Source organism: Streptomyces sp. NPDC002206, assembly GCF_053593595.1.
On the sequence record NZ_JBSFCW010000005.1, the window covers coordinates 277,762 to 303,674 of the forward strand.

Annotated in this window: 26 protein-coding genes and 1 tRNA gene; 12 read left to right on the forward strand and 15 right to left on the reverse strand. The window is 68.4% G+C overall.

Translation table 11 applies throughout. The features are described from left to right. The first annotated feature begins 56 nt into the window (after positions 1 to 56). The 4 genes from ACWCP8_RS13505 to ACWCP8_RS13520 are packed head-to-tail and all read left to right on the forward strand — an operon-like array spanning position 57 to position 2,990. Complete coding sequence (locus ACWCP8_RS13505) at positions 57 to 239, forward strand: hypothetical protein (RefSeq protein ID WP_030930420.1); 183 nt, start codon at positions 57 to 59, stop codon at positions 237 to 239. Beyond that, entirely contained in the window at positions 236 to 874 is a 639-nt protein-coding gene (locus tag ACWCP8_RS13510; RefSeq protein WP_352263927.1) for an aminodeoxychorismate/anthranilate synthase component II, read from the forward strand. Before ACWCP8_RS13505 ends, ACWCP8_RS13510 begins: the two co-directional genes overlap by 4 nt. Further along, positions 871 to 2,232 (forward strand): class E sortase, encoded by a 1,362-nt coding sequence (locus ACWCP8_RS13515; protein WP_451115994.1) that lies wholly within the window; start codon positions 871 to 873, stop codon positions 2,230 to 2,232. Before ACWCP8_RS13510 ends, ACWCP8_RS13515 begins: the two co-directional genes overlap by 4 nt. Positions 2,233 to 2,258: 26 nt before the next feature. Then, the gene (locus ACWCP8_RS13520) at positions 2,259 to 2,990 is read left to right on the forward strand and encodes a class E sortase (RefSeq protein ID WP_451115996.1); all 732 of its coding nucleotides are present in this window, start codon (positions 2,259 to 2,261) and stop codon (positions 2,988 to 2,990) included. Between the two features lie 69 nt (positions 2,991 to 3,059). On the opposite strand, the gene ACWCP8_RS13525 is transcribed toward ACWCP8_RS13520, so the two are convergent. The 7 genes from ACWCP8_RS13525 to ACWCP8_RS13555 all read right to left on the reverse strand — a co-directional run bounded on the left by ACWCP8_RS13525 (position 3,060) and on the right by ACWCP8_RS13555 (position 12,374). After that, positions 3,060 to 4,094 (reverse strand): restriction endonuclease, encoded by a 1,035-nt coding sequence (locus ACWCP8_RS13525; protein ID WP_451115998.1) that lies wholly within the window; start codon positions 4,092 to 4,094, stop codon positions 3,060 to 3,062. 194 nt (positions 4,095 to 4,288) lie between these two features. Beyond that, a complete protein-coding gene (gene pknB, locus ACWCP8_RS13530; protein WP_451116000.1) occupies positions 4,289 to 6,280 on the reverse strand; it encodes a Stk1 family PASTA domain-containing Ser/Thr kinase in 1,992 nt (663 codons plus the stop codon). 170 nt (positions 6,281 to 6,450) lie between these two features. Beyond that, positions 6,451 to 7,905 carry a peptidoglycan D,D-transpeptidase FtsI family protein gene (locus tag ACWCP8_RS13535; RefSeq protein ID WP_355997062.1) on the reverse strand — a complete coding sequence of 485 codons (1,455 nt, stop codon included), beginning with the start codon at positions 7,903 to 7,905 and terminating at the stop codon, positions 6,451 to 6,453. After that, on the reverse strand, positions 7,902 to 9,314 hold the full coding sequence (locus tag ACWCP8_RS13540; protein WP_355997064.1) for an FtsW/RodA/SpoVE family cell cycle protein: 1,413 nt from the start codon (positions 9,312 to 9,314) through the stop codon (positions 7,902 to 7,904). Before ACWCP8_RS13540 ends, ACWCP8_RS13535 begins: the two co-directional genes overlap by 4 nt. 23 nt (positions 9,315 to 9,337) lie before the next feature. Continuing rightward, on the reverse strand, positions 9,338 to 10,843 hold the full coding sequence (locus tag ACWCP8_RS13545; RefSeq protein ID WP_451116003.1) for a Stp1/IreP family PP2C-type Ser/Thr phosphatase: 1,506 nt from the start codon (positions 10,841 to 10,843) through the stop codon (positions 9,338 to 9,340). A 129-nt stretch (positions 10,844 to 10,972) separates the two neighbouring features. After that, the gene (locus ACWCP8_RS13550; protein WP_382829216.1) at positions 10,973 to 11,488 is read right to left on the reverse strand and encodes an FHA domain-containing protein FhaB/FipA; all 516 of its coding nucleotides are present in this window, start codon (positions 11,486 to 11,488) and stop codon (positions 10,973 to 10,975) included. A gap of 10 nt (positions 11,489 to 11,498) precedes the next feature. After that, on the reverse strand, positions 11,499 to 12,374 hold the full coding sequence (locus ACWCP8_RS13555) for a DUF3662 and FHA domain-containing protein (RefSeq protein ID WP_352263909.1): 876 nt from the start codon (positions 12,372 to 12,374) through the stop codon (positions 11,499 to 11,501). Positions 12,375 to 12,700: 326 nt separating this feature from the next. On the opposite strand from ACWCP8_RS13555, the gene ACWCP8_RS13560 reads away from it, so the two are divergent. After that, a tRNA-Leu gene (locus ACWCP8_RS13560) sits at positions 12,701 to 12,783 on the forward strand. 191 nt (positions 12,784 to 12,974) lie between these two features. Here ACWCP8_RS13560 and ACWCP8_RS13565 read toward each other — a convergent pair. Further along, entirely contained in the window at positions 12,975 to 13,586 is a 612-nt protein-coding gene (locus tag ACWCP8_RS13565) for an FMN-dependent NADH-azoreductase (protein WP_355761463.1), read from the reverse strand. A 129-nt stretch (positions 13,587 to 13,715) separates the two neighbouring features. Here ACWCP8_RS13565 and ACWCP8_RS13570 point away from each other — a divergent pair, with 129 nt between their 5' ends. Continuing rightward, complete coding sequence (locus ACWCP8_RS13570) at positions 13,716 to 14,063, forward strand: winged helix-turn-helix transcriptional regulator (protein WP_352263905.1); 348 nt, start codon at positions 13,716 to 13,718, stop codon at positions 14,061 to 14,063. A gap of 42 nt (positions 14,064 to 14,105) precedes the next feature. On the opposite strand, the gene ACWCP8_RS13575 is transcribed toward ACWCP8_RS13570, so the two are convergent. After that, positions 14,106 to 14,573, reverse strand: a complete 468-nt coding sequence (locus tag ACWCP8_RS13575; protein ID WP_352263903.1) for a MarR family winged helix-turn-helix transcriptional regulator — start codon at positions 14,571 to 14,573, stop codon at positions 14,106 to 14,108. A 77-nt stretch (positions 14,574 to 14,650) separates the two neighbouring features. On the opposite strand from ACWCP8_RS13575, the gene ACWCP8_RS13580 reads away from it, so the two are divergent. From ACWCP8_RS13580 to ACWCP8_RS13595, 4 genes are all read left to right on the forward strand, one after another. After that, positions 14,651 to 15,805 (forward strand): hypothetical protein, encoded by a 1,155-nt coding sequence (locus ACWCP8_RS13580; RefSeq protein ID WP_451116006.1) that lies wholly within the window; start codon positions 14,651 to 14,653, stop codon positions 15,803 to 15,805. A 136-nt stretch (positions 15,806 to 15,941) separates the two neighbouring features. Then, entirely contained in the window at positions 15,942 to 17,393 is a 1,452-nt protein-coding gene (locus ACWCP8_RS13585; RefSeq protein ID WP_451116008.1) for a DUF2252 domain-containing protein, read from the forward strand. A gap of 59 nt (positions 17,394 to 17,452) precedes the next feature. Further along, entirely contained in the window at positions 17,453 to 18,409 is a 957-nt protein-coding gene (locus ACWCP8_RS13590; RefSeq protein ID WP_352263897.1) for a J domain-containing protein, read from the forward strand. Positions 18,410 to 18,468: 59 nt separating this feature from the next. Then, complete coding sequence (locus ACWCP8_RS13595; protein WP_030930368.1) at positions 18,469 to 18,813, forward strand: rhodanese-like domain-containing protein; 345 nt, start codon at positions 18,469 to 18,471, stop codon at positions 18,811 to 18,813. A gap of 56 nt (positions 18,814 to 18,869) precedes the next feature. On the opposite strand, the gene ACWCP8_RS13600 is transcribed toward ACWCP8_RS13595, so the two are convergent. The 6 genes from ACWCP8_RS13600 to paaA all read right to left on the reverse strand — a co-directional run bounded on the left by ACWCP8_RS13600 (position 18,870) and on the right by paaA (position 23,766). Further along, positions 18,870 to 20,039, reverse strand: coding sequence for an acyl-CoA dehydrogenase family protein (locus ACWCP8_RS13600; RefSeq protein WP_352263895.1), 1,170 nt, complete (start codon positions 20,037 to 20,039; stop codon positions 18,870 to 18,872). 136 nt (positions 20,040 to 20,175) lie between these two features. Next, entirely contained in the window at positions 20,176 to 21,234 is a 1,059-nt protein-coding gene (locus tag ACWCP8_RS13605; RefSeq protein ID WP_352263893.1) for a 2Fe-2S iron-sulfur cluster-binding protein, read from the reverse strand. Further along, positions 21,235 to 21,741 carry a 1,2-phenylacetyl-CoA epoxidase subunit PaaD gene (gene paaD / locus ACWCP8_RS13610; protein ID WP_352263891.1) on the reverse strand — a complete coding sequence of 169 codons (507 nt, stop codon included), beginning with the start codon at positions 21,739 to 21,741 and terminating at the stop codon, positions 21,235 to 21,237. Next, positions 21,735 to 22,436: a 1,2-phenylacetyl-CoA epoxidase subunit PaaC gene (paaC, locus tag ACWCP8_RS13615; protein WP_352263889.1), complete on the reverse strand. Its 702-nt coding sequence runs from the start codon at positions 22,434 to 22,436 to the stop codon at positions 21,735 to 21,737. Before paaC ends, paaD begins: the two co-directional genes overlap by 7 nt. Then, complete coding sequence (gene paaB / locus ACWCP8_RS13620; RefSeq protein WP_030972485.1) at positions 22,433 to 22,723, reverse strand: 1,2-phenylacetyl-CoA epoxidase subunit PaaB; 291 nt, start codon at positions 22,721 to 22,723, stop codon at positions 22,433 to 22,435. The genes paaC and paaB overlap by 4 nt, the downstream gene beginning before the upstream one ends. Beyond that, complete coding sequence (gene paaA / locus ACWCP8_RS13625; RefSeq protein ID WP_451116012.1) at positions 22,720 to 23,766, reverse strand: 1,2-phenylacetyl-CoA epoxidase subunit PaaA; 1,047 nt, start codon at positions 23,764 to 23,766, stop codon at positions 22,720 to 22,722. Before paaA ends, paaB begins: the two co-directional genes overlap by 4 nt. 115 nt (positions 23,767 to 23,881) lie before the next feature. Here paaA and ACWCP8_RS13630 point away from each other — a divergent pair, with 115 nt between their 5' ends. Both ACWCP8_RS13630 and ACWCP8_RS13635 read left to right on the forward strand, forming a co-directional pair. After that, entirely contained in the window at positions 23,882 to 24,658 is a 777-nt protein-coding gene (locus tag ACWCP8_RS13630; RefSeq protein WP_352263885.1) for a DUF5819 family protein, read from the forward strand. After that, complete coding sequence (locus ACWCP8_RS13635; protein ID WP_451116014.1) at positions 24,655 to 25,902, forward strand: HTTM domain-containing protein; 1,248 nt, start codon at positions 24,655 to 24,657, stop codon at positions 25,900 to 25,902. Before ACWCP8_RS13630 ends, ACWCP8_RS13635 begins: the two co-directional genes overlap by 4 nt. Positions 25,903 to 25,913: the final 11 nt, after the last annotated feature.

The window sequence follows — 25,913 nt, forward strand, 5'->3', positions numbered from 1 at the left end:
CCCGCGCCCAAGCCCCGGCCCTTTAGTCTGGTCCCGTACCGAATGGAGGGGACAGCATGTACGGCTGGATCTGGAAGCATCTGCCGGGCAATGTGTGGGTGCGTGGGCTCATCTCGCTCGTCCTGGCGCTCGCCGTCGTCTATGTGCTTTTCCAGTACGTCTTCCCGTGGGCCGAGCCGCTGCTCCCGTTCGGCGACGTGACGGTCGACGGCACGAGCGGAACGGGGGCCGGCCAGTGAGCGCCCGCATCCTTGTCGTCGACAACTACGACAGTTTTGTCTTCAACCTCGTTCAGTACCTCTACCAACTCGGCGCCCAGTGCGAAGTGCTGCGCAACGACGAGGTGACCACGGCCCATGCCCAGGACGGCTTCGACGGCGTCCTGCTCTCGCCCGGCCCCGGCACCCCCGAGCACGCCGGCGTCTGTGTCGACATGGTGCGCCACTGTGCTGCGACCGGCGTTCCGGTCTTCGGTGTCTGCCTCGGCATGCAGTCGATGGCCGTGGCGTACGGCGGTGTGGTGGACCGCGCCCCGGAGCTGCTGCACGGCAAGACGTCGCCGGTGACCCACGAGGGCAAGGGAGTCTTCGCCGGACTGCCGTCCCCGTTCACCGCGACCCGCTACCACTCGCTCGCCGCCGAACCGGACACGATCCCGCAGGAGCTGGAGGTCACTGCGCGCACGGCCGACGGCATCATCATGGGCCTGCGCCACCGGGACCTGGCGGTGGAGGGCGTGCAGTTCCATCCGGAGTCGGTGCTGACGGAGTACGGCCATCTGATGCTGGCCAACTGGCTGACGCAGTGCGGTGATGCGGGCGCTGTCGCGAGGTCGGTGGGGCTCGCGCCGGTGGTGGGCAAGGCCGTCGCGTGACCGCACTCCGTCCCGAACACGACCCCGGACAGGACGGTCCGTACGAGCAACATGCGTACGAGGCCACGGGCGCGTTCGAGGCGGCAGTCGACCAGTTGGCGGATCCCCTGAACGATCCGCTGCCGGGGCAGCACGCCTCACCGTGGCTCCAGGCGGAGAACCCTCCGGCGAAGAGGGCCGACACCGGGGCGGCGCACGGCGGACAGCCACAGGCGTCACAAGGGGCTCAAGAGCCCCAGGGGCCGCCGCGCGAGTGGTACGACCCCGAGGGCTACGAACGGGACTGGTACGGGCAGCAGGAGCCCGTCACGGCGTCTTTGCCTCAGCCGCTCCCCCTCAACGACGAGACGGTCGGTCTGCGGACGGCCGACCCCCGGCGCACGGCCGATCGTGCGATGACTCCACCCACACCTCCACCGCGACCGGAGGCGGAGCCGCAATACGTGTCCGAGTACGCACCCGAGCCCGACGCGGACAGCACGGCGGCTGCCGACCCCCGCCCGGAGCCGGCCGAACCCGGACCGCGGACGGACCCACCCGCCGGCGGCCGCGCCGAGCGCCGGCGCGCCGTCAAGGGGCGCGGCCGTCGACGCGCCGACCCGCGGCCGGGAGCCCGGTCGGAAACGGTGCCGGACGGGAGACCGCTGACGCGCGTCGAGGCGAGGCGCGCCGCCCGCGCAGCCAAGGACAGCCCCGCCATTGTCGCCAGCCGGGTCGTCGGCGAGCTGTTCATCTCGCTCGGTGTGCTGATGCTGCTGTTCGTCACGTACCAGCTGTGGTGGACGAATGTGCGCGCGGACCAGATCGCCGGCAACGAGACGCACAAGATCCAGGACGACTGGGCGAAGGGCGACCGCAAGCCCGGAGCGTTCGAGCCGGGGCAGGGCTTCGCCATCATCCACATCCCGAAACTCGATGTGGTCGCGCCGATCGCCGAGGGCACCAGCAAGGAGAAGGTCCTCGACCGCGGCATGGTCGGTCACTACGGCGACGGCGCGCTCCGTACGGCGATGCCGTCGGCCGCGAAGGGCAACTTCGCGCTGGCCGGTCACCGCAACACGCACGGCGAACCGTTCCGCTACATCAACAAGCTGCACAAGGGTGACCCGATCGTGGTCGAGACGCAGGACGCGTACTACACGTACGTGATGACCAGCGTCCTTCCGCAGACGTCGCCGTCCAACGTCTCGGTGATCGGACCGGTGCCACCCGGATCGGGTTTCACAAAGCCCGGCCGCTACATCACTCTGACGACCTGTACGCCCGAATTCACAAGTACATACCGGTTGATCGTCTGGGGCAAGATGGTCGACGAACGGCCGCGCAGCAAGGGGAAGCCCGACGCGCTCGTCGGCTGAACATCATCACAACAGGGACGGGTGCGGTGGCAGCGAGGACCCAGCAGCAGGAAGAACAGACCGACGAGTCCGCGCCCCCGGTGCGGAGCAGGGACCGTCACGCCGTGGCGACCGCGGTCAGTCTCTTCGGTGAGCTGCTGATCACTGCGGGCCTGGTACTGGGCCTGTTCGTCGTCTACTCCCTGTGGTGGACCAATGTGCTCGCCGACCGCGAGGCCGAGAAGCAGGGCCACACCGTCCGCGACCGCTGGGCCGACGGACCCGGCGCCCTCGACACCAAGGACGGCATCGGCTTCCTGCACGTACCCGCGATGAAGAACGGCGAGGTGCTGGTCAAGAAGGGCACCAACACCAAGAACCTCAACGACGGCATCGCCGGCTATTACACGGACCCGGTGAAGTCGGCTCTCCCCTGGGACAAGCAGGGCAACTTCACAGTGGCGGCGCACCGCGACGGGCACGGGGCGAAGTTCCACAACATCGACAAGGTGAAGACGGGCGACGCGGTCGTCTTCGAGACCAAGGACACCTGGTACGTCTACAAGGTCTTCAAGGAGCTTCCCCAGACCTCGAAGTACAACGTCAAGGTGCTCCAGCCGGTCCCGAAGGAAGCGGGCGTGAAGAAGCCCGGCCGCTACATCACGCTGACGACGTGCACGCCGGTCTACACGTCGAGGTACCGGTACATCGTGTGGGGCGAGCTGGTGCGTACGGAGAAGGTCGACAAGGACCGTACGAAACCGGTGGAGCTGCGTTAGCCGTTACGATGAGGCAGGCCCGAAGTCGCAACTATCCTTTGCGACTTCGGGCCTTCTGCGGTGTGGCTACTACATGAGCACCTGAAGTTTCGCGCCCGCGCTCCAGGCCTCCAGCAGGCCGCGGTGCACGGCGGTGACGCCGACCTGTAGCGCGATGTCGAGCGCCTCGCGAGAGAACGGGCAGGTCGCCACGTACACGGCCACGTCTGCCTGGTGCAGCGTCTTGGTACCGACGAACTTCTGCATCTCGCCGCTCCACACCGAGCGGTACGGAGCGAAGTTCTTGCACTGGACGACGAGACGGCGCCCGTCGAGGGTGTACGCCGTGATGTCGGCCCCGCGGTCGCCGCTGCCACCGTGGATCTCGACGCCGGTGCAGCCGTCCCGACGCAGCAGGCTCGCGATGTGCTGCTCGAACTCCCGCCAGTTCATGGCGTCGATGGAGGCCATGACTCCGGCGAGAGGGCGCTGCTCCCGGGTGCGCTCCAGTCGGTGCAGCCGCTGCTCGTGCTGGGCCAGCTTGCGCTGTACGCGGTGGATGTCCGCGCGCGCCGAGATGAGATCCCGGCGCTGCTCGCCGGACGTCTCGATGAGGGCGTTGAGCATGGGGACGACGGTTTTGCCGAGGATGTGGGTGATACGGCCGTCGATGCGGTCGTCGAGGTCCGCGGAGGGACTGTGGACAAAGTTATCCATAGGTTGAGTCCGTGCGGCGTACTCCGTGTCGAGGAGGTACGTACGCACCTGACGTGCGACTTCGCTGTCGCGGAGCAGCATGGCTACGTTGAGGATTGAGCGCCGACTGAAGATGGCGAGGGTGGGCGTGCGTGACTTGATCCCACTGAGTTCCTTGAAGGAGCTCAGTTCTGTACCTGTCAAAACGCGATAGCCGTTGGCTGTCAGCTCCTCTCGGTGATCGAAGATCAGGGACCGGATGGCCTTGATCCCCACCCCGAAATACGTGGCGACCATTGCGGTTGTCACATGCATGCCGTCGGGCAGCAGCGACAGAGTTTTGACTCGGTCGAGTACCTCTGTGCGTTCGGCCAGGCCTTGCCGAAGCGCCTGTGATTCCAGAAGCGCAGCCTCATTGATCACGTTCATGTCCTTTCGCGAATTCCGCGGTGGGTGGAACTCGATGTCCCGCCCCAACGGATCAACGAATCAGCACATATGAAGACACGATCGGTTTACGGCTGTATGTGCGGCATGCCGGGCAGGAGGCATCGCGGCGGGCACAGCAAAGGGCCCCGGTCACCGTTGAGGTGCCGGGGCCCGATGAGTGATGCGGTTCGGGGTCAGTCCTGTGAGCCGGACGGGCCGCCGAAGATATTGCCGTCCCCGCCGCCTCCGACGGTAATGAGGGTGACCGTGCTGCCCTTGGCCGCCGTGCTGGTGGGGGGCGGGTTGCTGTTCACCACTGTGGCGCCCGGCTTGTCGACCGAGTTGGGGGCGAGCGCGACCACCAGACCCATGCCTTCGAGCTGGGCCTTCACATCTTGGTACCGCTTGCCGTAGATGTCGCCGGGGATCGTGACCTGCTCCGGCTGCGCCGGTCCCTTGGAGACCGTCAGGACGATCTGGGTGTTCAGCGGCTTCTTGCCGTCCGTCGGCGACGGGGTCTGTTCGATGACCTCACCGGCCGGCTTTTCCGAGTCCGTGGGGGTTTGCGAGACGTTCTGGAAGCCGACTTGGTTGAGCTGGGCCACCGCGACGTCGTACTGCTTGGTCCTGACATCGGGGACGTACTGGGTCTTCTCCCTGGCAACCGTGATCTCGACCTCGGACTCCGGCTTGGCCTTCGCGCCGCCCTTGGGGTTCTGGTCGACCACGGTGTCGGGGTCCGCGTCGGCGGACTCGGACGCGACGACCGTCACTTTGAAGCCCTTCTCCTCCAGTGTCTTGCGGGCGTCGCTCTCGGACTGCTTTGTGACGTCCGGGACCTCGACCTTCGGCGCACCGGTGGAGACGACGACCGTGACGGTCTCGTTCTCCTGCATCTGGCCGTCCTTGGGGGTCTGGCTGCAGATCTTCCCCTTGGGCTGGTCCTCGCAGGGTTCCTTCGAGCCGACCTTGAGAAGGACGCCGGCGTTCTTCGCGAGGTCCTGCGCCTCGGCCACGTTCGACCCGATCATGTTCGGCACATCGACCTTGCCGTTGTTGCTGTTGTCGCCACCGAAGACGGATCTGCCGATCAGGATCGCGCCGATCAGCACCAGAATGCCCGCGGCGATCAGCAGGATCGTCGAGGTGTTGCTCTTCTTCTGGCGTCGGCGGTCCGGGCGGTCGTCGTATCCGTAGCCTCCGTCGTCCGGGTTGACCGGGGGCAGCATGGAGGTCTGGGCGCCGTGTTGGTCGGCAGCGCGCAGTGCCGTGGTCGGCTGGTCCTGCCCGTACCCGTCGTACCCGCCATAGCCGGCCGCGCCCATCGCCGCAGTGGCGGCAACCGGCCGACCGTCGAGGCAGGCCTCGATGTCGGCGCGCATCTCATCGGCCGACTGATAGCGGTAGTCCGGGTCCTTGACCAGGGCCTTCAACACGATCGCGTCCATTTCGGGCGTGATCTCGGGGTCGAAGTTGCTGGGGGCCTGCGGCTCTTCCCGTACGTGCTGGTAGGCGACCGCGACGGGAGAGTCACCGATGAACGGCGGCCGGACCGTCAGCAGCTCGTAGAGCAGGCAGCCGGTCGAGTACAGGTCGGAACGCGCGTCGACCTGCTCGCCCTTGGCCTGCTCCGGGGAGAGGTACTGGGCGGTGCCGATGACGGCCGACGTCTGGGTCATCGTCATGCCGGAGTCACCCATGGCGCGGGCGATGCCGAAGTCCATGACCTTGACCTGGCCGGTGCGCGTCAGCATGACGTTCGCCGGTTTGATGTCGCGGTGGACGATGCCTGCCCGGTGCGAGTACTCCAGTGCCTGGAGGATCCCGACCGTCATTTCGAGGGTGCGCTCGGGCAGCAGTTTGCGGCCGGAGTGCAGAAGTTCTCTGAGCGTCGACCCGTCGACGTACTCCATCACGATGTACGGGATGGAGACCCCGTCGACGTAGTCCTCGCCGGTGTCGTAGACGGCAACGATCGCCGGGTGGTTGAGCGAGGCGGCGGACTGGGCCTCACGGCGGAACCGGGCCTGGAAGGACGGGTCGCGGGCGAGATCGGTCCGCAGCGTCTTCACAGCGACGGTGCGGCCGAGCCGGGTGTCGTGAGCGAGGTAGACCTCGGCCATGCCACCACGGCCGAGCACCGAGCCCAGCTCGTACCGGCCGCCGAGGCGACGCGGCTCTTCCATAACTGTTCCAGCCCTCTCCGTCAGTCCCGACCACACCGGTGTGTGGTCCGGCGGTGTGCTGCTCGCGCATACGCTACCGGCCACGCACTACCTGATCGGCCCAGAGCCGTCACCTGATATCTGACCGGTATCCCAATGTGCAGATATGGCGCCCCATGTGATGGGCATCACTACCTGTTGTCGATGACCGCCTTCATCACATCCCGGGCGATGGGAGCGGCGAGGCCGCCACCGGAGACGTCGTCCCTGTTGGCCTGGCTGTCCTCGACCACTACGGCCACTGCGACCGGGGAGCCACTGTCGGTCTTCGCGTACGAGATGAACCAGGCGTACGGCTTCTCGCTGTTGTTCAGACCGTGCTGGGCGGTACCGGTCTTGCCACCGACAGTGACGCCGTCGATGAGGGCGTTGGTTCCCGTGCCGCTCTTGACGACGGTCTCCATCATCTGCTGGAGCTTCTGTGCGTTCTCACCCGAGAGGGGCTGGCTGAGCTGCTCCTTCTCGTGGGTGTAGATGACGTCGAGGTTGGGAGCCTGGCGCTCGGCGACCATGTACGGCTGCATGAGCTTGCCGTCGTTGGCGACCGCGGCAGCGACCATGGCCATCTGCAGCGGAGTGGCGCGGTTGGACGCCTGGCCGATACCCGCCATGGCGTTCTGCGGCCGGTTGTCCTTCGGGTAGATGCTCGCGTCGGCGCGGACCGGGGTGAAGATTTCCTTGTTGAAGCCGAACTTGTTGGCTTCGTCGATCATCTTCTGGTTGCCGAGGTCGTCGCTGATCTTGCCGAAGACAGTGTTGCAGGACATCCGCAGCGCTTCCTTGAGCGAGGCATTCTCGCACGGGATGTTGCCCTCGTTTGCGAGGTTGTCGCTGGATTGCGGCAGTTGCCAGGGCAACGGGGAGTGCGTCTTGCCGTCGATGTCGGTGTAGAGGCCGTTTTCCAGGGCCGCGGCGGCGGTGACGACCTTGAAGGTCGAGCCGGGCGGGTAGGTCTCGCGCAATGCCCGGTTGAGCATCGGCTTGTCCTTGTCCTTCAGGAGCTTCTGCCAGGCCTTCGTGTCCGAGTTGGAGTTGCCCGCGAAAGTCGAGGGGTCGTACGAGGGGGTGCTGGCGAGGGCCAGGATGGCGCCGGTCTGCGGGTCGAGCGCGGCGACGGCACCCTTCTTGTCGCCCAGCCCCTGGAAGGCGGCCTTCTGGGCGGCTGCGTTGAGGGTGGTGACGACGTTGCCGCCCTGCTTCTTCTCGCCCGTGAACATCGACAGGGTGCGGTCGAAGAAGAGCTGGTCGTCGTTGCCGGTGAGGATGCCGTCCTCAAGGCTTTCGAGCTGCGAGGCGTCGAAGGCCTGCGAGGAGTACCCCGTCACGGGCGCCCACATGGGGCCGTTCTTCCAGGCCCGCTTGTACTTGAAGTCGCTGCCCTTGGTCTCGACCGAGCTGGTCACAGGGTTGCCGTCGACGATGATGTTGCCGCGCTCATGGGCGTACCGCTCGATGCGGACGCGGCGGTTCTCGTCGCGGGTGTTCAGCTCGTCGGCGCGGACGTACTGGAGGTAGTTGGTCCGTACGAGCAGGGCGAGGATGAGGACGCCGCAGAAGATCGCGATCCGGCGCAGGGGCTTGTTCACGGTCGGACCACCTGGGTCATCTCGGCGTCGGAGGAAGGAGCGGGGGCCGGTGCGGGGCGGCGTGCGGTGTCGCTGATCCGGATCAGGATGCCGATCAGAGCCCAGTTGGCGATCACGGACGAACCACCGGCGGCGAGGAACGGCATCGTCATACCGGTCAGCGGGATGAGTCCCATGACACCGCCGGCGACGACGAAGACCTGGATCGCGAAGGCGCCGGAGAGGCCGATCGCGAGGAGCTTGCCGAACGGGTCGCGGGCGGCGAGAGCGGTGCGCACACCGCGCTCGACGATCAGACCGTAGATCAGCAGGACAGCCATCATTCCGGCGAGACCGAGCTCTTCGCCGACGGTGGAGAGGATGAAGTCGGCGTTGGCGGCGAAACCGATCAGGTCGGAGTTTCCCTGACCCCAGCCGGTGCCGAGCGTGCCGCCCGACCCGAAGGACATGATGGCGTCACCGATCTGCTGGCAGGCGCCGTCGGTCGTGTAGCAGGCGAACGGGTCCATCCAGGCGTCGACGCGCTGCTGGACGTGCGGCTCGAACGTGGCCACACCGACCGCCCCCGCCGCGGACATCAGGAGACCGAAGACGATCCAGCTGGTCCGTTCCGTGGCGACGTACAGCATGATCACGAACAGGCCGAAGAAAAGCAGAGACGTACCGAGGTCCGTCTCGAAGACCAGGATCAGAATCGACAGGCCCCAGATCACGAGGATCGGTCCGAGGTCGCGGCCGCGGGGCAGGTACATGCCCATGAAGCGGCGGCTGGCCAGGGCCAGCGCATCTCGTTTCACCATGAGATAGCCGGAGAAAAAGACCGCGATGATGATCTTCGCGAATTCGCCGGGCTGGATGGAGAACGGGCCGAGGCTGATCCAGATCTTGGCGCCGTTCACCGCAGGGAAGAACATCGGAAGTATCAGCAGGACCAGCGCCACCGCCATGGAGATGTACGTGTAGCGCTGCAGGATCCGGTGGTCCTTGAGCGCCAGCAGGACGGCGACGAACAGGGCGACGCCGATCGCGGAGTACATCAGCTGCTTGGGCGCGTCGGGGCTGAAGGCGCCGAATTGTGACTCGGCCCGCTGGATCAGCCGGGGCGACTGGTCCAGTCGCCAGATCAGCACCAGCCCCAGCCCGTTGAGCAGGGTCGCCAGTGGCAGCAGCAGCGGATCCGCGTACGGAGCGAACTTGCGCACTACGAGGTGGGCGACGCCGCCGAGCAGGATCAGGCCGAGCCCGTATCCGAGCATGCCCGAGGGCAGCTCGCCGTCGATGGCAAGGCCCACATTGGCGTACGCGAACACCGAGATGCCGATGGCGAAAGCCATCAGGCCCAGCTCGGTGTTGCGACGGCTCGGCGCGTCGATCGCGCCGATCGTGGTCGTATTGGTGACAACGCTCATGGTGCTGAAGGCTCCCCTACGGCTTACTGCTTACCGCACTGCGGGACCAGCTTCTGCTCTTCCTCCGAGAGGCTGGGGCCGGGAGTGGGAGTCGCTGTGGTCGGCTTGGTCTTGGTGGCGTCGGACCGGGCGGACGTCTTGGTGACCTCCGAGCCCGTGCCGCCGGCTTCGCCCTCGCCGGTGCGGGCGTTGCTCTCCGCCTCGGCCGCGCGGCGCTGCGCGTTCTTCTTGCAGGCGGATGCCTGCGTCGAGAGCTCGCTGATCTTCTCGCGGGCGTCCGCCAGGTTGCCCTCGGCGATGGTCGCCTCGACCTGCTTGCGCTGGTAGGGCGGGAGGTACTTGAGTTCGATCTCGGGGTGGTCCTTCTCGACCTTCGAGAGCGAGACCCACGCGAGGTCCTGGCTGATGCCGCGGAACAGCGCGACGTGTTCGTTCTTGGCGCCCACGTAGAACTGGTTCTGGGTCCAGCGGTATCCGCCGTACACACCGCCGCCGATGACGGCCAGTGCGAGCACGATGTACAGGGACCTCTTCAGCCACCTGCGGCCGCCGCCGGGCTTGATGTAGTCGTCGTCGGTGTACGCGTCGAAGGAGCCGTTCGGCATTTCGCCGTAGCCGAGACCGTCACCGCTTCCGGGTGGGCCGAAGCCGCCCGCGGGCGGTGGGACGGGACGGCCGAGGCCGGCCGCGCGTCCGGCGGGGGTCTCCATCGCGCCGCCGTCGTTGAGCTGGGCGGCCTGGTTCTCGGCGACCGCGCCGACGATGACCGGGGTGTCGTTGAGCTGCCCGGCCAGGGTGTCGTTGCTGTCGACGTCGAGGACGTCGGCGACGATGCAGGTGATGTTGTCCGGGCCACCGCCGCGCAGGGCGAGCTGGATGAGCTCCTGGATCGTCTCCTGCGGGCCCTGGTAGCTGGCGAGGGTCTCTTCCATCGTCTGGTGCGAGACGACGCCGGAGAGTCCGTCGGAGCAGATCAAATAGCGGTCGCCGGCACGGACTTCACGGATGGAGAGGTCGGGTTCGACGTGGTCGCCGCTGCCCAGCGCGCGCATCAGCAGGGAGCGCTGCGGGTGGGTGGTGGCCTCTTCCTCGGTGATCCGGCCCTCGTCGACCAGCCGCTGCACCCAGGTGTGGTCCTGGGTGATCTGGGTGAGTACGCCGTCGCGCAGCAGGTACGCGCGGGAGTCGCCGACGTGGACGAGGCCCAGGCGCTGACCGGTCCAGAGCAGGGCGGTGAGCGTGGTGCCCATGCCCTCCAGCTGGGGGTCCTCCTCGACCATCATGCGCAGTTGGTCGTTGGCCCGCTGGACCGCCGTGCCGAGCGAGGTGAGGATGTCCGACCCAGGCACGTCGTCGTCGAGCTGGACGAGCGTGGAGATCACCTCGGAGCTGGCGACCTCACCGGCCGCCTGACCGCCCATGCCGTCGGCGATGGCGAGAAGGCGCGGACCGGCATAGCCGGAGTCCTCGTTGCCCTCCCGGATCATGCCCTTGTGCGATCCGGCGGCGAAGCGCAGGGACAGACTCATGCGCACCTCGCCCGTCGGCTCGGGGTACAGCCGGTCTCGAGCCACACTGCCCACCCTCCGGTCGGGAGCCGGGCCGGGTCCGTTGCCCGGACGGCCGCGGCTCGCTCGCTCCGCTCGCTCATTGTCGTACTACTTCCGCAGCTCGATGACGGTCTTGCCGATCCGGATCGGCGCGCCCAGCGGAACAGGCGTCGGGGTGGTGAGACGGGTCCGGTCGAGATACGTGCCGTTGGTGGACCCGAGATCCTCGACGATCCACTGGCCGTCACGGTCGGGGTAGATCCTGGCATGCCTGCTGGACGCGTAGTCGTCGTCCAGCACGATCGTTGAATCGTGGGCCCGTCCCAGGGTGATGGTCTGCCCCTGGAGCGCCACCGTGGTGCCGGTGAGGGTGCCCTCGGAGACGACCAGCTTTGTCGGTGCCCCCCGGCGCTGACGGCCGGGCTGCTGGCGTTGCTGCGGCGGTGCCGCGGCAGATTGACGTGCCTGTTGCGGACGTGCGTCGCTCGCACCGCGGCGTGAGCCGCGTTGCGTGACGCGCGTTCCGAACAGGTCGCTGCGGATGACCTGGACGGCCACGATCACGAACAGCCACAGAACAGCCAGGAAACCTAGCCGCATGACCGTCAGGGTCAGCTCTGACATTGCCCCCGCTTCACCCTTCGGCTTGCCGGTAAACGATTGTGGTGCTGCCCACGACGATCCGCGAGCCGTCGCGGAGCGTAGCGCGGGTTGTGTGCTGCCCGTCTACCACGATGCCGTTGGTAGACCCGAGATCCTGGATCGTCGAGGGCGTTCCGGTCCGGATCTCACAGTGCCGGCGGGATACGCCGGGGTCGTCGATCCGCACGTCGGCTTCGGTGCTGCGTCCCAGCACCAGCGTCGGGCGGGAGATCTGATGGCGGGTGCCGTTGATCTCGATCCAGCGTCGCACCTGCGCGCTCGGCATGGGGCCGGGCGCGGCCGGCGGGCGCCGGTCGGCGGTGGGTGCTCCGTGACGGCCGCCGCCCGGCGGCGGGGCCGCGGGCATGGGCGGGACGGAGCTGGGCGGGTAGCCGTAGCCGCCGGTGGGCTGGGGGGCGGCGGGCCGCCCCTGGCCCGGGTGGCCGGACTGACCCAGGTGGCCTTGAGGGGCCTGCTGGCCCTGCTGTGACGAACTCGACGCGAGAGTGCGGCTCCGTACGCGGTAGAGCCCGGTGTCGAGGTCGTCGGCCTTCTCCAGGTGGACCTTGATGGATCCCATGAAGGTGTAGCGCTGCTGCTTGGCGTAGTCCCGGACCAGACCGGAGAGCTCGTCGCCGAGTTGGCCGGAGTACGGGCTGAGGCGCTCGTAGTCCGGGGCGCTGAGCTCGACGATGAAGTCATTGGGGACGACGGTTCGCTCGCGGTTCCAGATTGTTGCGTTGTTGTCGCACTCGCGCTGGAGGGCACCCGCGATCTCGACCGGCTGGACCTCGGACTTGAACACCTTGGCGAAGGTGCCGTTGACCAGACCCTCGAGACGCTGCTCGAAACGCTTCATGACTCCCATGGGGCACCTCCTCCGGTGTTCTCGTCCCTGTACTGCTCACTGATCGTATCCACGCGTCGGGAAATCGGCTGGTTCCCCTTGTCTGCCCTGTGGATGAGTGTCACCTCTCACACGGATCGTAGAGGTGGTGTCCTGACAGTGTCCCGCACCTGGGGTGCACTGAGGAGGAGTGGGGGGCGGTCGTCGCGCGTTCCCGCTGTCCATCATTCGTTCTGTATCCGTCTGCGAAACAACGGATGTGAATCCACCCTTTCCAGCGTGCTAATCTTCCGGATGTCGCCAGGCGCTCGCACCAACAGGTGAGAGAGTCTGAAAACACCACTCATGCGCGAGTGGCGGAACGGCAGACGCGCTGGCTTCAGGTGCCAGTGTCCTTAGGGACGTGGGGGTTCAAATCCCCCCTCGCGCACAAGAGAGAAGCCCCACAGGCCAACGGCCTGTGGGGCTTCTTCGTTCCCTGGCGGATTTGGCGCGTTGTTTCACGTGAAACGCCCGATTCGGGGTGGTCCGGGTAGGTGTTCCGGTGTGTATGAGCGTGACGAAGGGCCGGGGCCCGCGGAGGTCGACGACTCCGCGTGCCCCGGCCCTTCATTGCATGGCTCAGGCCGCGAGGCGGGCGGCGAGGGCCTTGGCCTTCTCCGCGGCATCGGTGAACGCCTTGGCGCGGGAGGCCTCGGCGAGGGGGATGAGCTCGGCCATTGCCGGCTGGGAGTGGGCCAGCGTCAGCTCCGGAACGATGAAGTCGACCTCGGCGCCGAACATGCTCGTCAGCAGCTTCTCCAGGTAGTTCTGGACGAACTCGGAGTCTGCGCGCGGCGTGCCGGGGGCGTACGAACCGCCTCGGCTGGCGACGACGGTGACCGGGGTGCCGGCCACGGGGCTGTCGGGGCCCGCGTTGTGGCCGACGATGATCACCTGGTCGAGCCAGGCCTTCAGGGTGGACGGAATGCTGAAGTTGTACATCGGCGCGCCGATCAGGACGGCGTCCGCCGCTGCAAGTTCGGCGGCGAGCTCGCTGCGCAGCGGGTCCTCGGCACCGGCGGCGGCCGCGGCGGCGTCCAGGTGGGGCAGCGGGTTCGCGGCGAGGTCGCGGTAGACGACCTGGCCGTCAGGGTGCTGCTCGAGCCACGTCTGGACGAACGTGGCGGTGACCTCGCGCGACGCGGAGCCCTGGGGGAAGACGGCGGAGTCGAGGTGCAGGAGCGTGGCCATGGGGGTCTCCACGGATATCTAGGGATGGTGCCCGGCTGGATGGGAGGGCGTCTTTTTCGTGCGTACCTAGTAATAGCATAGGTCCTTACTATTCGTAAGTCCCGCACGGCGACGCAGTACCCTGGGTGTATGGCGGAGCACAGCGAACAGGCGTGTCGGCGGGTCGACGTGGGCATCACGCGCGTTTTCGAGCTGTTCGGGAAGCGCTGGACAGGCCCGATCGTCTCCGTACTCATGCAGCATCCGGTGCACTTCGCCGATCTGCGGCGGGCGATTCCGGGCATCAGCGAGCGCATGCTCTCGGACCGGCTGTCCGAGCTCGGTGCTGCCGGACTGGTGGTCCGCGAGGTCGACGAGGGGCCGCCGCTGCGGGTCTCGTACCGCTTGACGCAGGCGGGCGCCGCGATGGAGCCCGCGCTCAAGGAGCTGGCGCTCTGGTCGAAGACGTACCTCGCGGACGACGGCGGCGGCTGCTAGCGGCTCAAGCTCCGGCTGCAGCTTCTGCGACCAGGGCTGTGGCTATGGCTGCTGGGGTGCGTCCTGGGCGGTCGTTCCGCCCGACGAGTTGTAACGCAACAGATACTCCGCGAACCGGGCCAGATCGTCCGCCGTCCACTCCGCGAGGCGCTCCTGATAGGCCGCGCGACGGCTGGCCTGTGTCGAGGCGAGGGCCCGGGTTCCGGCCTCGGTGGGATGCAACACCTGGATGCGGTGGTCCGCGGGGTCCGGGTGGCGCTCGACCAGGCCGAGCTTCTCCAGGGCGCCGATCTGTCGGCTGACCGTCGACTTGTCCAGCATGTAGTGCGCCGCCAGGTCTGTTGCGCGGCAGCCGTGCCGGTCGTCGATGTGTGCCAGCAGCGTGTACGAGACCAGGGGCAGCTCAGGATGGAGACGGGCTGCGGCGGCGCGCGCTCGGCGCGCGAACGCGGTCAATTCCCGCTGAATGACATCCAGTGACTCTTCGCGTTCCCGGGGGGTGCCTGTCACGGAGCTCACCTTCCTAAAATTTCAGTTGTATAGTACAACAGATAGAGGAGTTGTAAAAGCCAACCATTGGAGTTCCGATGTCCACAGGCCAGAGTGCCGCCGCCGGCTCCACCGCAGGCGCCCTGCGTCACGTGCTGAGCCATCTCGTCACTCCACTGCTGATGTGCATCGGTATGGGGCTCGCCTACCTGGGGGCGTTCCACGCTCCGGAACCGCACGACCTGCGGGTGGACGTGGTGGGGGCGGGGCCGAGGGCCCAGGTGCTCGCGCAGACGCTGCAGGACAAGGGCGACGGAGCGCTGAGCGTGCATACCGTCGCCGATCGGACCACTGCGGTGAACCACCTGAAGACACAGGAGAGTTACGGGGCCTACCTGCCGGGGAAGCACCCCGAGCTGCTGGTGGCCACCGCCTCCTCGGACACCAGCGCCACGGTGGTCGAGAAGGTCTTCACGAAGGTGGCGGCCGCGCAGGGCGACCCGCTGAAGGTGACGGACACGGCGCCGACCGCGGACGGCGATCCGACCGGCCAGGGAATCTTCTTCCTGCTCGTCGCGGTGAGCATCGGGTCGTACGCATCCGTCGCGGTGATCGGTGGCGCGGGCGCGGCGCTGGCGCTGCGGATCAGGGCGGCGCTGGTCGTCGGCGCGTCGCTGGCGGTGAGCGCCATCGGTGCGGCGTTCGCGGGGCCGCTGTTCGGACTGGTGGATCACGGGCTCGGCGGCGTCTGGGCGATGGCGTGGCTCTACTCGGCGGGCATCCTGCTGGTCGGGGTCGGGCTGCACACGTTCCTGAAGCGGTGGACGACGCTCGGCGTGATGGTGCTGTTCGTGATGCTCAACTTCACCAGCTCCGGCGGCATCTTCCGGCCCGAACTGCAGCCCGGCTTCTTCGGTTCGCTGCACGCCTTCTGGAACGGTGCGGGCTTTGTCGAGGGTGTGCGCAGCCATGTGTACTTCGGCGGGTACGCGCTCGGCGGACATGTGCTGATGCTCACGCTGTGGTTCGTGGTGGGGCTGGCCGTGATGGGCGTGGCCGGGCTGGCCGAAGCGAAGCGGCGGGGCGTCGCCGCGCATGCCCAGGGCGCGGTCGGGTCCCGGCACCGGGCCGGGGCGGAGAGCCGGTCAGCGAGCCGTCCCGGGGCGGAGAGCCTGTCCGAGGCCGAGCGTCGGTCCGAGGCCGAGGCGGGCGAGGAGCTGGAGGAAGAACTCGAGGAGACCGTCGGCGTCTGACCAGTCCAGGGCGTTGCCCACAGGCGTCTGCCCCGGTTTTCCACAGGGGCAGACGCCTGTTGGCGGACGGCGGTACCGTCGTCGCCAGTTGATGTTGGACAAGGACGCCGGTCGAGGGCGGGGGAGGCTGCGTGCCATGGATCAGTTCGAGGCGACGGTGCCGGTGCAGCGGGCTGTGACGGATGCCCCGCGCATTCCGGTCGTGCCCGGGTTTGCACGGCGCCTGGCCGTGGCGGAGCAGAGCGCGCCGCGGTCGCCCCGAGAGGCCGGCAAGGCGTTGCGTGACCGGATACCCAGGGCCTCGCACGACTCCCTTGTCCTTCCGGTCGGCCGGCCCGACGCGATGCAGGCGGTCGAGGAGTCGAACCGGGGCCGCGTCCCCGGCCTCGCGCCGATCCGGGTGGGGCGGATGGCTGCCACGCCGTTCGCGTTCTTGCGAGGTTCGGCCGGGTTGATGGCCCATGACCTGATGGGCACACCCGTGACGGGGGTGGGCGCTCAGCTCTGCGGCGATGCGCATGCGGCCAACTTCGGGCTGTACGGCGATGCGCGGGGCAGCCTGGTCATCGATCTGAACGACTTCGACGAGACCGTGTTCGGCCCGTGGGAATGGGATCTGAAGCGGCTCGCCACGTCGCTGGTGCTCGCGGGGCGCGAGGCCGGGGCGGACGAGGACACCTGCCGCCAGGGCGCGTACGACACGGTGGGCGCGTACCGGCGGACGATGCGACTGCTGGCCAGACTTCCCGCTCTCGATGCCTGGAATGCCATCGCCGATGAGGAGCTCGTCTCACACACGGACGCGCGGGATCTTCTCGGCACACTGGAGCGGGTCTCGCAGAAAGCCCGTAACAACACCAGCGCCCGCTTCGCGGCCAAGTCCACGGAGGAGTCCGAGGACGGCGGACGCCGCTTCGTCGACGCACCGCCGGTGCTGCGGCGGGTGCCGGATGCGGAGGCCGCCGCGGTGGCGGCGGGGCTCGGCGACTACGTGGGCACGATCTCGGAGGACCGGGTGCCGCTGCTCGCCCGGTACGCGATCCACGACGTGGCGTTCCGGGTGGTCGGCACGGGGAGCGTCGGCACCCGGTCGTACGTGGTGCTGCTGCTCGATCACCGGGGCGAGCCGCTGGTGCTGCAGGTGAAGGAAGCGCGGCCGTCCGCGCTGGCGCCGTATCTGCCGGCCGTCGGGTTCGATGTGCCGGAGGTGGCGCACGAGGGACGTCGGGTGGTCCTCGGGCAGAAGCGGATGCAGGTCGTCAGCGACATTCTGCTGGGGTGGGCGACCGTCGAGGGTCGGCAGTTCCAGGTGCGGCAGTTCCGCAACCGTAAGGGCAGTGTGGACCCGGTGGCCCTGACGGCCGACCAGGTCGACGACTACGGGCGGATGACGGGTGCGCTGCTGGCGCGGGCCCATGCGCACAGCGCCGACCCGCGGCTGATCGCGGGGTACTGCGGGAAGAACGACGAGCTGGACGAGGCGATGGCGGACTTCGCGGTGACGTACGCGGACCGTACGGAGGCGGATCATGCGGAGTTGGTGCGGGCCGTCGATTCCGGGCGAATAGCGGCCGAGCTCGGGGTGTGAGGGGCGGTTCCGCCGACCGCGCGTCTTCGGGGCGCGGGGCGGGGCCATACGCTGGACGGGTGACCCACGAAGCCGCCGGGGTGCCGACCACCCGGAACGACGATGACCGGCAGGACAACGACCGGCAGCACGAGCAGCATGTGCAGGACGAGCAGCATGCGGCGGACGCGCAGCCTGGCCGCAGGGCCGACGAGGGTGCGGGCGCCGGCCCGGATGCCGATGCGGGCAGTGCTGCCGATGGGGCGCGTCCCGAGGCACGGCTGGCGAAAGCTGTGCGGGTGGCGGAGCAGGCTCTGATCGAGTTCGAGATCGCGGTGGAGACCTTCCGGGTCGAGGTCGAGAACTTCTCCCGGCTGCATCACCAGAAGCTCGGCCCGATGTACGCCCGCCTCGACGAGCTCGATGCGCAGATCGCGGAGGCCCGGGCTGCCAGGACCGGTGACCCCGAGGACCTGCGCAAGGCGCAGGAGGCGCGGGCGCTCGTGATGCCGATGCCGGGTGTCGAGGAGCTCTTCCACGACTGGATCGACTCCGATGGGCTGTCCCCCGAGGCGGCGGCCATGCTGACCGAGCAGCCGGTCCGGCCGCCCAAGCGGGTCCGGCCGACCGAGGAGGCGCGCAAGCTCTACCGCGAGCTGGCGCGCAAGGCCCACCCGGATCTGGCTCAGGACGAGACGGAGCGGGCGCGCCGGGACGAGTTCATCACGCGCGTCAACGCCGCTTACGGGCGTGGGGACGAAGCGCTGCTGAAGGAGCTGGCGCAGGAGTGGGCTGCCGGACCGGCCACGCAGCGGTCGGAGCTCAGCGAGAGCGAGGAGCTCTACGCCCGGCTGAACTGGCTGACCCAGCGCAAGGAGCTGCTGACGGTCCTTGCCCAGGAGCTGGAGGAGAGCGCGATCGGGGCCATGCTCCGGATGGCACCCGACGATCCGGACCGGCTGCTCGACGAGATCGCCGAGCAGCTGCTGGGCGAGGTCTCGCAGCGCGAGGCGGAGCTTGCGGGGCTGGTGCAGTAGCGTTTCTGGTGACTCTGGAGCGTGACTCCGGAGCGTACGCACGAGAGAAGGCATGACCCATGAATTTCGCTCCGCTGCCCTCGGTGGATGTCGCGGCGGTGCCGTCGGACGGCCTGGTGCTGGACGTCCGGGAGAACGACGAATGGGCCGCCGGGCATGTCGAAGGTGCCCTGCACATTCCGATGAGTGATTTCGTCGGCCGCTTCGGTGAGCTGACCGAGGCGGCCGAGGACGGTCGGCGCGTGCATGTGATGTGCCGGGTCGGTGGCCGATCCGCCCAGGTCACCCAGTACCTGGTGCAGCAGGGCATCGACGCCGTGAACATCGACGGCGGGATGCTCGCCTGGGACGGTGCCGGACGTCCGATGGTCACCGACAACGGCACCCCGGCCTTCGTCCTCTGACCCGCCCCGGGTCCGTCGGGTCCGCCCCGGGTGGTCCGGGGCCGGGCCCGCGGTTCTCAGCCGAGCGGATGAGCGGCCAGCAGGTCGCCCAGCGCTTCCTCATGCGCCGCCGCCGGGCCGAGCGAGAGCTCGATCTGCTTCGCCCAGGCGTGGAAGCGGTGCAGCGGGTAGTCGGTGTCAGCGCCGAAACCGCCATGCAGATGCTGCGCGGTCTGCACGATCCGGCGGACGCCGTCCGAGGCCCAGATCTTCGCCACGGCGATATCGCCCGCGACGGGCAGCGCGCCGGCTGTACCCGTGGAGATCCGCCAGGCCGCCTGCCAGAGTGTCACCTCCATGGCCCGCAGATCGATGTACCGGTCGGCGGCCTGGACGGCGACGGACTGGAACGTCGCGACGGGGAACCCGAACTGCTCGCGCTTTCCCGTGTATTCGCTCGTCATGGACAGCACCGTCTCGCCAAGTCCCAGTGCGAGCGCGCAGGTTCCGGTGGTGAGCAGGGCGCGGAGCCACTCCCAGGCTCCCGGGGTACCGATCAGTGCGCGGTCCTCGATCCGTACCCCGTCGAGCCGGACCTCGGCGAGCAACTCGCCGCTGGTGGAGACCTGTTCGGCCAGCGTGACGCCCTCGGCGGTACGGCGTACCAGGGCCAGGACGGCGCGGTCGTCGGCTGTGTGGGCGGGCACGGCGATCCAGTCCGCGGAGCTCGCCCACGGCACGCCTGACTGCACCCCGTCGAGTACCCAGACCGGACTGTCGCTACTGCTGGACCGGTCGTTCTTCCCGTTGCTGTCCCGGAGGGCGGTGACGGCGAGTTCGGCCGGGTCGTGGCCGGTGCGGCCGTTGGCCCCGACGGTGAGGACCAGCTCGCCCCGGCCGACGCGGGGCAGCAGTTCGGCGGCCAGACCGGGATCGCTGTCGCGCTGGATCGACATCGCGACCGCGCAGGTCTCCAGCAGCGGCACCCGGGCGAGCACCTTGGCCGACTCCCGCAGGACCAGGCAGAGCGCGACCGGATCGAGCCCGGCCCCGCCGTGTTCCGGCGCCACGGTCAGGCCCAGCAGGTCGCCCGCGGCCAGCTGGGCCCAGAGGGGACGGTCGATGTCCTCGGCCACCGCGCCCGGGGTGAGAGCGGGGCTCGGCACTTCGTCGGGCTCGACGCCCGAGAAGACCGCCCTCGCTGCCTCGACGGCTGCCTGCTGCTCCTCGGTGAAGGTGAAGTCCACTGCCCTGGCCTCCTGCGAACCGCTGCGCCCGTAGTCGGACCTGACGGGTCGTCAAGATAGAACAGGTTCTACAAGAAGGGAACAGCGGAGAGGCGGGGGCAGAAGGAGAGGGCAGCGGGCCGGGGATCCGCTGGTGTCAGCGGTCGAAGTCGAGCTCCACCTCCGGTGTGACCGGATGCGACTGGCAGGCCAGCACATAACCCGCCCCTGTCTCTTCCGGTTCCAGCGCGAAGTTGCGGTCCATCCGGACCTCGCCGGAGACCAGGAAGGCTCTGCACGTCCCGCACACCCCGCCCTTGCAGGCGTACGGCGCGTCGGCACGGCTGCGCAACACCGTCTCCAGCAGTGATTCGCCGTCCTGGACCGGCCAGCTGCCCGAGCGGCCGTCCAGCCTCGCGGTCAGTGTGCTGTGTGCGGGCGCCTCGACGCGGGTGCGGGCGGTCGCGGCCGGTCCGTCGTCGACGTGGAAGATCTCCTGGTGGATACGGGCCCGGTCGACACCGAGGCCGTGCAGCGCGCTTTCCGCTGCCAGGACCAGACCGAACGGCCCGCACAGGTACCAGCCGTCCACCTCTCCCACCGAGAGCAGCGCGGGCAGCAGCCCGGTCAGTCGCTCCCGATCGAGCCGGCCGGACGGCAGACCGGCCTGCTGCTCCTCGCGGGAGAGCACCGTCACCAGCTGGAAGCGGTCCGGGTAGCGGTCCTTGAGGTCGGCGACCTCGTCCAGGAACATCGTCGAGGCCGCTGTCCGGTCGCTCCGGATCAGACAGAACCGGGCCGCCGGCTCCCGCGCCAGCAGTGTCGACGCGATCGACAGCACCGGGGTGATGCCGCTGCCACCGACGATCGCCGCGTAATGCCCGGCGCGCGGCGTGAGCACGAAGCGTCCCATCGGAGGCATCGCTTCGACCTGGTCGCCGACGGCGAGCTCCTTGAGGGCGTACGTGGAGAACGCGCCGCCGTCGACCAGCCGGATGCCCACCCGCAGAGCCGGATCGGCCGGCGCCTCGGTGGCCGGGGCACAGATCGAGTACGAACGCCGGATCTCCTCGCCGTCGACCGTGTAACGCACGTTGAGATGCTGGCCGGGCTTGTGGCGGAAGGTCTCGCGCAACTCGGCCGGCACCGTGAAGGTGACGGCCACCGAGTCGTCGGTCAGCCGCTCGATCGCGCGGACCCGGAGCGGATGGAACATCTACAACTCCTTGAAGTGGTCGAACGGTTCGCGGCAGCTCACGCAGCGGCGCAGCGCCTTGCAGGCGGTGGAGGAGAACCGGCTCAGCAGCTCCGTGTCCGTGGAGCCGCAGTGCGGGCAGCGCACGGACAGGGATAGCGGCACCGGACCGCCGGACGGGACGGCCGCATCATGCGGGCGCGGCGGCGCTATGCCGAACTCGGCGAGCTTGCGCCGCCCTTCCGCGCTGATGTCGTCCGTCGACCAGGCCGGTGCGAGGACGGTGACCACGGAGACCTCCGGTATCCCGTGGTCGTGCAGCACCTGCTCGATATCGGCGGACATGGCCTCGATCGCCGGGCAGCCGGTGTACGTCGGGGTGAGGCGGACCGTGACCTTGCCGGGGGCGAGTACCTCCACCCCGCGGAGCACGCCCAGCTCCTCCAGGGTCAGGACGGGCAGCTCGGGGTCGGGCACGGACCCGGCGAGCCTGCGCACCTCCTCCTCCAGCAGCGTTCCGGTCACCATGACGCTCCCGGGTGGCTGCGGTGCAGATGCTGCATCTCGGCGAGCATTCGGCCGAAGGGTTCCGTGTGGATGCCCTGCCGTCCCGCCCCGGCTGTCCAGGCCCCGGACTGCGGTCCTGCCGGTACGGTCAGCGTTGCCTGCTCCAGCACGCCGGTGACCGTCGCCAGCCAGCTGTTCTGCAGCGACTGCCAGTCGATCTCCACGCCCTCGACCGGCTGGAACAGCTCACCGGTGAACCGCCACAGGGCGTCCACCCCGCGCTGCATCCGCTGGTGACTCTCCGCCGTACCGTCGCCGAGCCGCAGCGTCCAGTGCTCGGCGTGGTCCTGGTGGTAGGCGACCTCCTTGACGGCCTTCGCCGCCAGCCCGGCGAACTCTCCCTCACCGGCTGCCAACTGCTCGTACAGCCCCCGCTGGTAGACGGAGAAGTAGAGCTGACGGGCGATGGTGTGGGCGAAGTCGCCGTTGGGCTGCTCGACCAGCTGGACGTTGCGGAACGCCCGCTCCTCGCGCAGAAACGCCAGCTCGTCCTCGTCCCCGGCGAGCGAGAGCAGCACCCGGGCCTGCCCCAGCAGATCCAGGGCGATGTTGGCGAGGGCCACCTCCTCCTCCAGCACGGGCGCATGGCCCGCCCACTCCCCCAGCCGGTGCGACAGCACCAGCGCGTCGTCGCCGAGGGCGAGGGCCGCGGTCACAGGTGCTTCACCCCTTCCGGGATCTCGTAGAACGTCGGGTGCCGGTAGGGCTTGTCGCCGGCCGGTTCGAAGAACGAGTCCTTCTCGTCCGGCGAGGAGGCCGTGATCTCCGTGGACGGCACCACCCAGATGGAGACACCCTCGGAACGGCGCGTGTACAGATCGCGGGCGTTACGCAGGGCCATCTCGGCGTCCGGGGCGTGCAGGCTGCCCGCGTGGGTGTGGGAGAGGCCGCGCCGCGACCGCACGAACACCTCCCACAGCGGCCAGTCCGTCGAGCTGCTCATGCTGTCGCCTCCGCGATCGGTGTCGGTGTGGTGTGCTTCTCTGCGTGGTGCTTCACGGCGTACGCAGCCGCCGCATCCCGTGCCCAGGCGCCCTCTTCGTGTGCCCGGCGTCGCTGGGTGAGGCGCTGTTCGTTGCACGGGCCGTTGCCCGTCAGGACCTCCTGGAACTCCGTCCAGTCGATCGACCCGAAGTCGTGGTGTCCACGCTCCTCGTTCCACCGGAGGTCCGGGTCCGGGAGGGTGAGTCCCAGCGCCTCGGCCTGCGGGACGCAGATGTCGACGAACCGCTGCCGCAGCTCGTCGTTCGAGTGGCGCTTGATCTTCCAGGTCATCGACTGCGCCGAGTGCGCCGACGCGTCGTCCGGCGGGCCGAACATCATCAGGGACGGCCACCACCAGCGGTTCACCGCGTCCTGGGCCATCTCACGCTGCGCCGGGGTGCCGCGGCCGAGGGCGAGCAGCAGCTCGTACCCCTGGCGCTGGTGGAAGGATTCTTCCTTGCAGATGCGGACCATGGCCCGGGCGTACGGACCGTACGAGCAGCGGCACAGCGGCACCTGGTTGGTGATTGCGGCGCCGTCCACCAGCCAGCCGATCGCGCCGACATCCGCCCAGGTCAGCGTGGGGTAATTGAAGATCGACGAATACCTCTGGCGACCCGCGTGGAGCTTGTCGAGCAGTTCTTCGCGGCTCGTCCCGAGGGTCTCCGCCGCGCTGTAGAGATACAGCCCGTGTCCTGCCTCGTCCTGCACCTTGGCCATCAGGATCGCCTTGCGGCGCAGCGAGGGGGCGCGGCTGATCCAGTTTGCCTCGGGCTGCATGCCGATGATTTCGGAGTGGGCATGCTGGGCCATTTGCCTGACCAGCGAGGCCCGGTAGGCGTCCGGCATCCAGTCACGCGGCTCGATGCGCTCGTCGGCTGCCACCGCGGCGTCGAACGCGGCCAGCTGGGCATCATCAGCCCCGTCGGGGCCGCTTGCTGTCGCCTGCACCGTCCCTTGCGCCTTCGCCTGCGTCGTCTGGTCCGCAGTCACTGCCGCCATCCCGGGCTCCCTACCGACCGATCGTTCGGTTCATTGACTTCAATGGTGAGTCGGCGGCCCGTAGGGTGTCAACCCTGTGGATAACTGACCGGGGATCGACGGGGATCGGGGCGGGATGGATTCGTACGACGACAGGGGTGTCGGAGGCGGGATCGGAAGCGTCGGGTCAGAGGCGGAGCAGCGCGACGACGCACCGTTCGACACCGGCCAGGACACCGATACCGCCGCAGCGCCCGCGCCGCTCCGTGCCGGTATTTCCGGCCTGTCTCTTCCGTACCAGATCGGTGCCGCAGTCGCGCTGTCGATCATCGGGCTGATTGCCTGCACTCACCTGGCCATGGTGTTTCTGCACGTCGCCCCCTCCAACACTCTGACCAAGCAGCACGGCAAAGTGGTCGACGACTGGGTCTATCCCGAGTTCGAACAGAACTGGAAGCTCTTCGCGCCCAATCCGCTTCAGCAGAACGTCGGCGTGCACGTCCGGGCCGAGATAGCCGGCGCCGACGGACGCCGTACGACTCCCTGGATGAGCCTCTCCGGCGAGGACGGCAAGGCGATACGCGGCAATCTCCTCCCCAGCCACGTCCATCAGAACGAGCTCCGCCGTGGCTGGGACTTCTACCTCAACTCCCACGACACCGAGAACCGTCCGAACGGCCTGCGCGGCGAACTCGCCGAGCGCTACATCCGCCGCATCGTGATGCTCCGCCTGAGTGAGCACGACTACGGCGGCACCGTCGAGCGCATTCAGGTCCGCTCCGAAGTGCGCTCCGTCGCGGCGCCGCCGTGGAGTACGGAGAAGATCAGTACCAGGCCGAACTATCGGGTGCTGCCGTGGTGGACCGTCACCCCCGCCGACCTTCCCGAGAGCGCCAAGGAGGCGGACAAGTGAGCACGCCTTCCCCCGACCGCAGGCTGGCACTCGGTGTCCAGCGCATCACGTCCTCGGCCCTCGGGCCGTACCAGAGCGCTGTCATCCGGATCGGTTTCTCCGTCACCTATCTGCTGTTCCTGCTGCGCGAGCTGCCGCACCGCCACGAGATGTACGGCCCCGACTCCCCGTGGAGCTGGGGCATGGGGAAGCAGCTCATATCGGGCAACGAAGCCTTCTCCGCGCTCCTGTGGTCGGACAGCACGGTCTGGTTCGAGATCGTCTACGCGGTCGCCCTGCTGTCAGCCGCGCTGCTGATGCTCGGCTGGCACACCCGCGCGATGTCCGTCCTCTTCATGGTCGGTGTGCTCTCGCTGCAGAACCGCAGCATTTTCTTGGGTGACGGTGGCGACAACGTCATCCATCTGATGGCGATCTATCTGGTGCTGACGCGTTGCGGGCAGGTCTGGTCGCTGGACGCGCGGCGAGCGGCGCGGGTGGCGCGGGGAACGCCCCCGGAAGGGACGGGCGCCGGTCGGCCGGTGCGGAATGTGGCCGGGGCCATCCTCTGGATGGTCCTCGGCCTGGTTCTCGTGGCGGGCTCGGTGGCCGACGGTTTCGGCGGCACCTGGTGGCTGCCGGCCCTCTTCTGGGGGATGTGGATCGGCCACGGGGCCTGGTGGGCCGTGAACCGCTACGCACCGCAGAGCGAGCCGCGCACACTGCTCGATGTCATCGCCAACCTCGTCCACAACGCCACGCTCGTCGTGATCATGGCCGAGGTCTGTCTGATCTACGCGACAGCGGGTTGGTACAAGATCCAGGGATCGCGGTGGCAGGACGGCACGGCGCTGTACTACCCGCTCAAGCTCGACTACTTCACGCCCTGGCCCGCACTGTCCGACATCCTCGCGTCCAGCGGTGTGATGGTCATGATCCTGACGTACGGCACGGTCGTCGTGCAGGTCGCCTTCCCCTTCACCCTCTTCAACCGGCGTGTCAAGAACGTCCTGCTCGTCGCCATGATGTGCGAGCACGCCGGCATTGCCCTGTTGCTGGGTCTGCCCTTCTTCTCGATGGCGATGATCGCCGCAGACTCCGTCTTCCTGCCGACGGTCTTCCTGGTCTGGCTGGGAGACCGGGTGACGCTCGGGCGGCAGCTGCTGTTCTCGCGCGCGGACCGGGTGGTGCCCGAGCAGCGGCGCAGCGGCGACGAGGAGGCCCCGCAGCACAGCGGAAGCGGTGGCCATACGCTCGTCGGGTGAGCAGCGATACC

Coding starts and splice junctions, on each gene's coding strand:
- ACWCP8_RS13505 (WP_030930420.1), top strand. CDS start 57: ATGTACGGCTGGATCTGGAAGCATCTGCCGGGCAATGTGTGGGTGCGT.
- ACWCP8_RS13525 (WP_451115998.1), bottom strand. CDS start 4,094: ATGAACGTGATCAATGAGGCTGCGCTTCTGGAATCACAGGCGCTTCGG.
- pknB (WP_451116000.1), bottom strand. CDS start 6,280: ATGGAAGAGCCGCGTCGCCTCGGCGGCCGGTACGAGCTGGGCTCGGTG.
- ACWCP8_RS13540 (WP_355997064.1), bottom strand. CDS start 9,314: ATGAGCGTTGTCACCAATACGACCACGATCGGCGCGATCGACGCGCCG.
- ACWCP8_RS13545 (WP_451116003.1), bottom strand. CDS start 10,843: ATGAGTCTGTCCCTGCGCTTCGCCGCCGGATCGCACAAGGGCATGATC.
- ACWCP8_RS13550 (WP_382829216.1), bottom strand. CDS start 11,488: ATGTCAGAGCTGACCCTGACGGTCATGCGGCTAGGTTTCCTGGCTGTT.
- ACWCP8_RS13555 (WP_352263909.1), bottom strand. CDS start 12,374: ATGGGAGTCATGAAGCGTTTCGAGCAGCGTCTCGAGGGTCTGGTCAAC.
- ACWCP8_RS13565 (WP_355761463.1), bottom strand. CDS start 13,586: ATGGCCACGCTCCTGCACCTCGACTCCGCCGTCTTCCCCCAGGGCTCC.
- ACWCP8_RS13570 (WP_352263905.1), top strand. CDS start 13,716: ATGGCGGAGCACAGCGAACAGGCGTGTCGGCGGGTCGACGTGGGCATC.
- ACWCP8_RS13580 (WP_451116006.1), top strand. CDS start 14,651: ATGTCCACAGGCCAGAGTGCCGCCGCCGGCTCCACCGCAGGCGCCCTG.
- ACWCP8_RS13585 (WP_451116008.1), top strand. CDS start 15,942: ATGGATCAGTTCGAGGCGACGGTGCCGGTGCAGCGGGCTGTGACGGAT.
- ACWCP8_RS13595 (WP_030930368.1), top strand. CDS start 18,469: ATGAATTTCGCTCCGCTGCCCTCGGTGGATGTCGCGGCGGTGCCGTCG.
- ACWCP8_RS13605 (WP_352263893.1), bottom strand. CDS start 21,234: ATGTTCCATCCGCTCCGGGTCCGCGCGATCGAGCGGCTGACCGACGAC.
- paaD (WP_352263891.1), bottom strand. CDS start 21,741: ATGGTGACCGGAACGCTGCTGGAGGAGGAGGTGCGCAGGCTCGCCGGG.
- paaB (WP_030972485.1), bottom strand. CDS start 22,723: ATGAGCAGCTCGACGGACTGGCCGCTGTGGGAGGTGTTCGTGCGGTCG.
- paaA (WP_451116012.1), bottom strand. CDS start 23,766: ATGGCGGCAGTGACTGCGGACCAGACGACGCAGGCGAAGGCGCAAGGG.
- ACWCP8_RS13630 (WP_352263885.1), top strand. CDS start 23,882: ATGGATTCGTACGACGACAGGGGTGTCGGAGGCGGGATCGGAAGCGTC.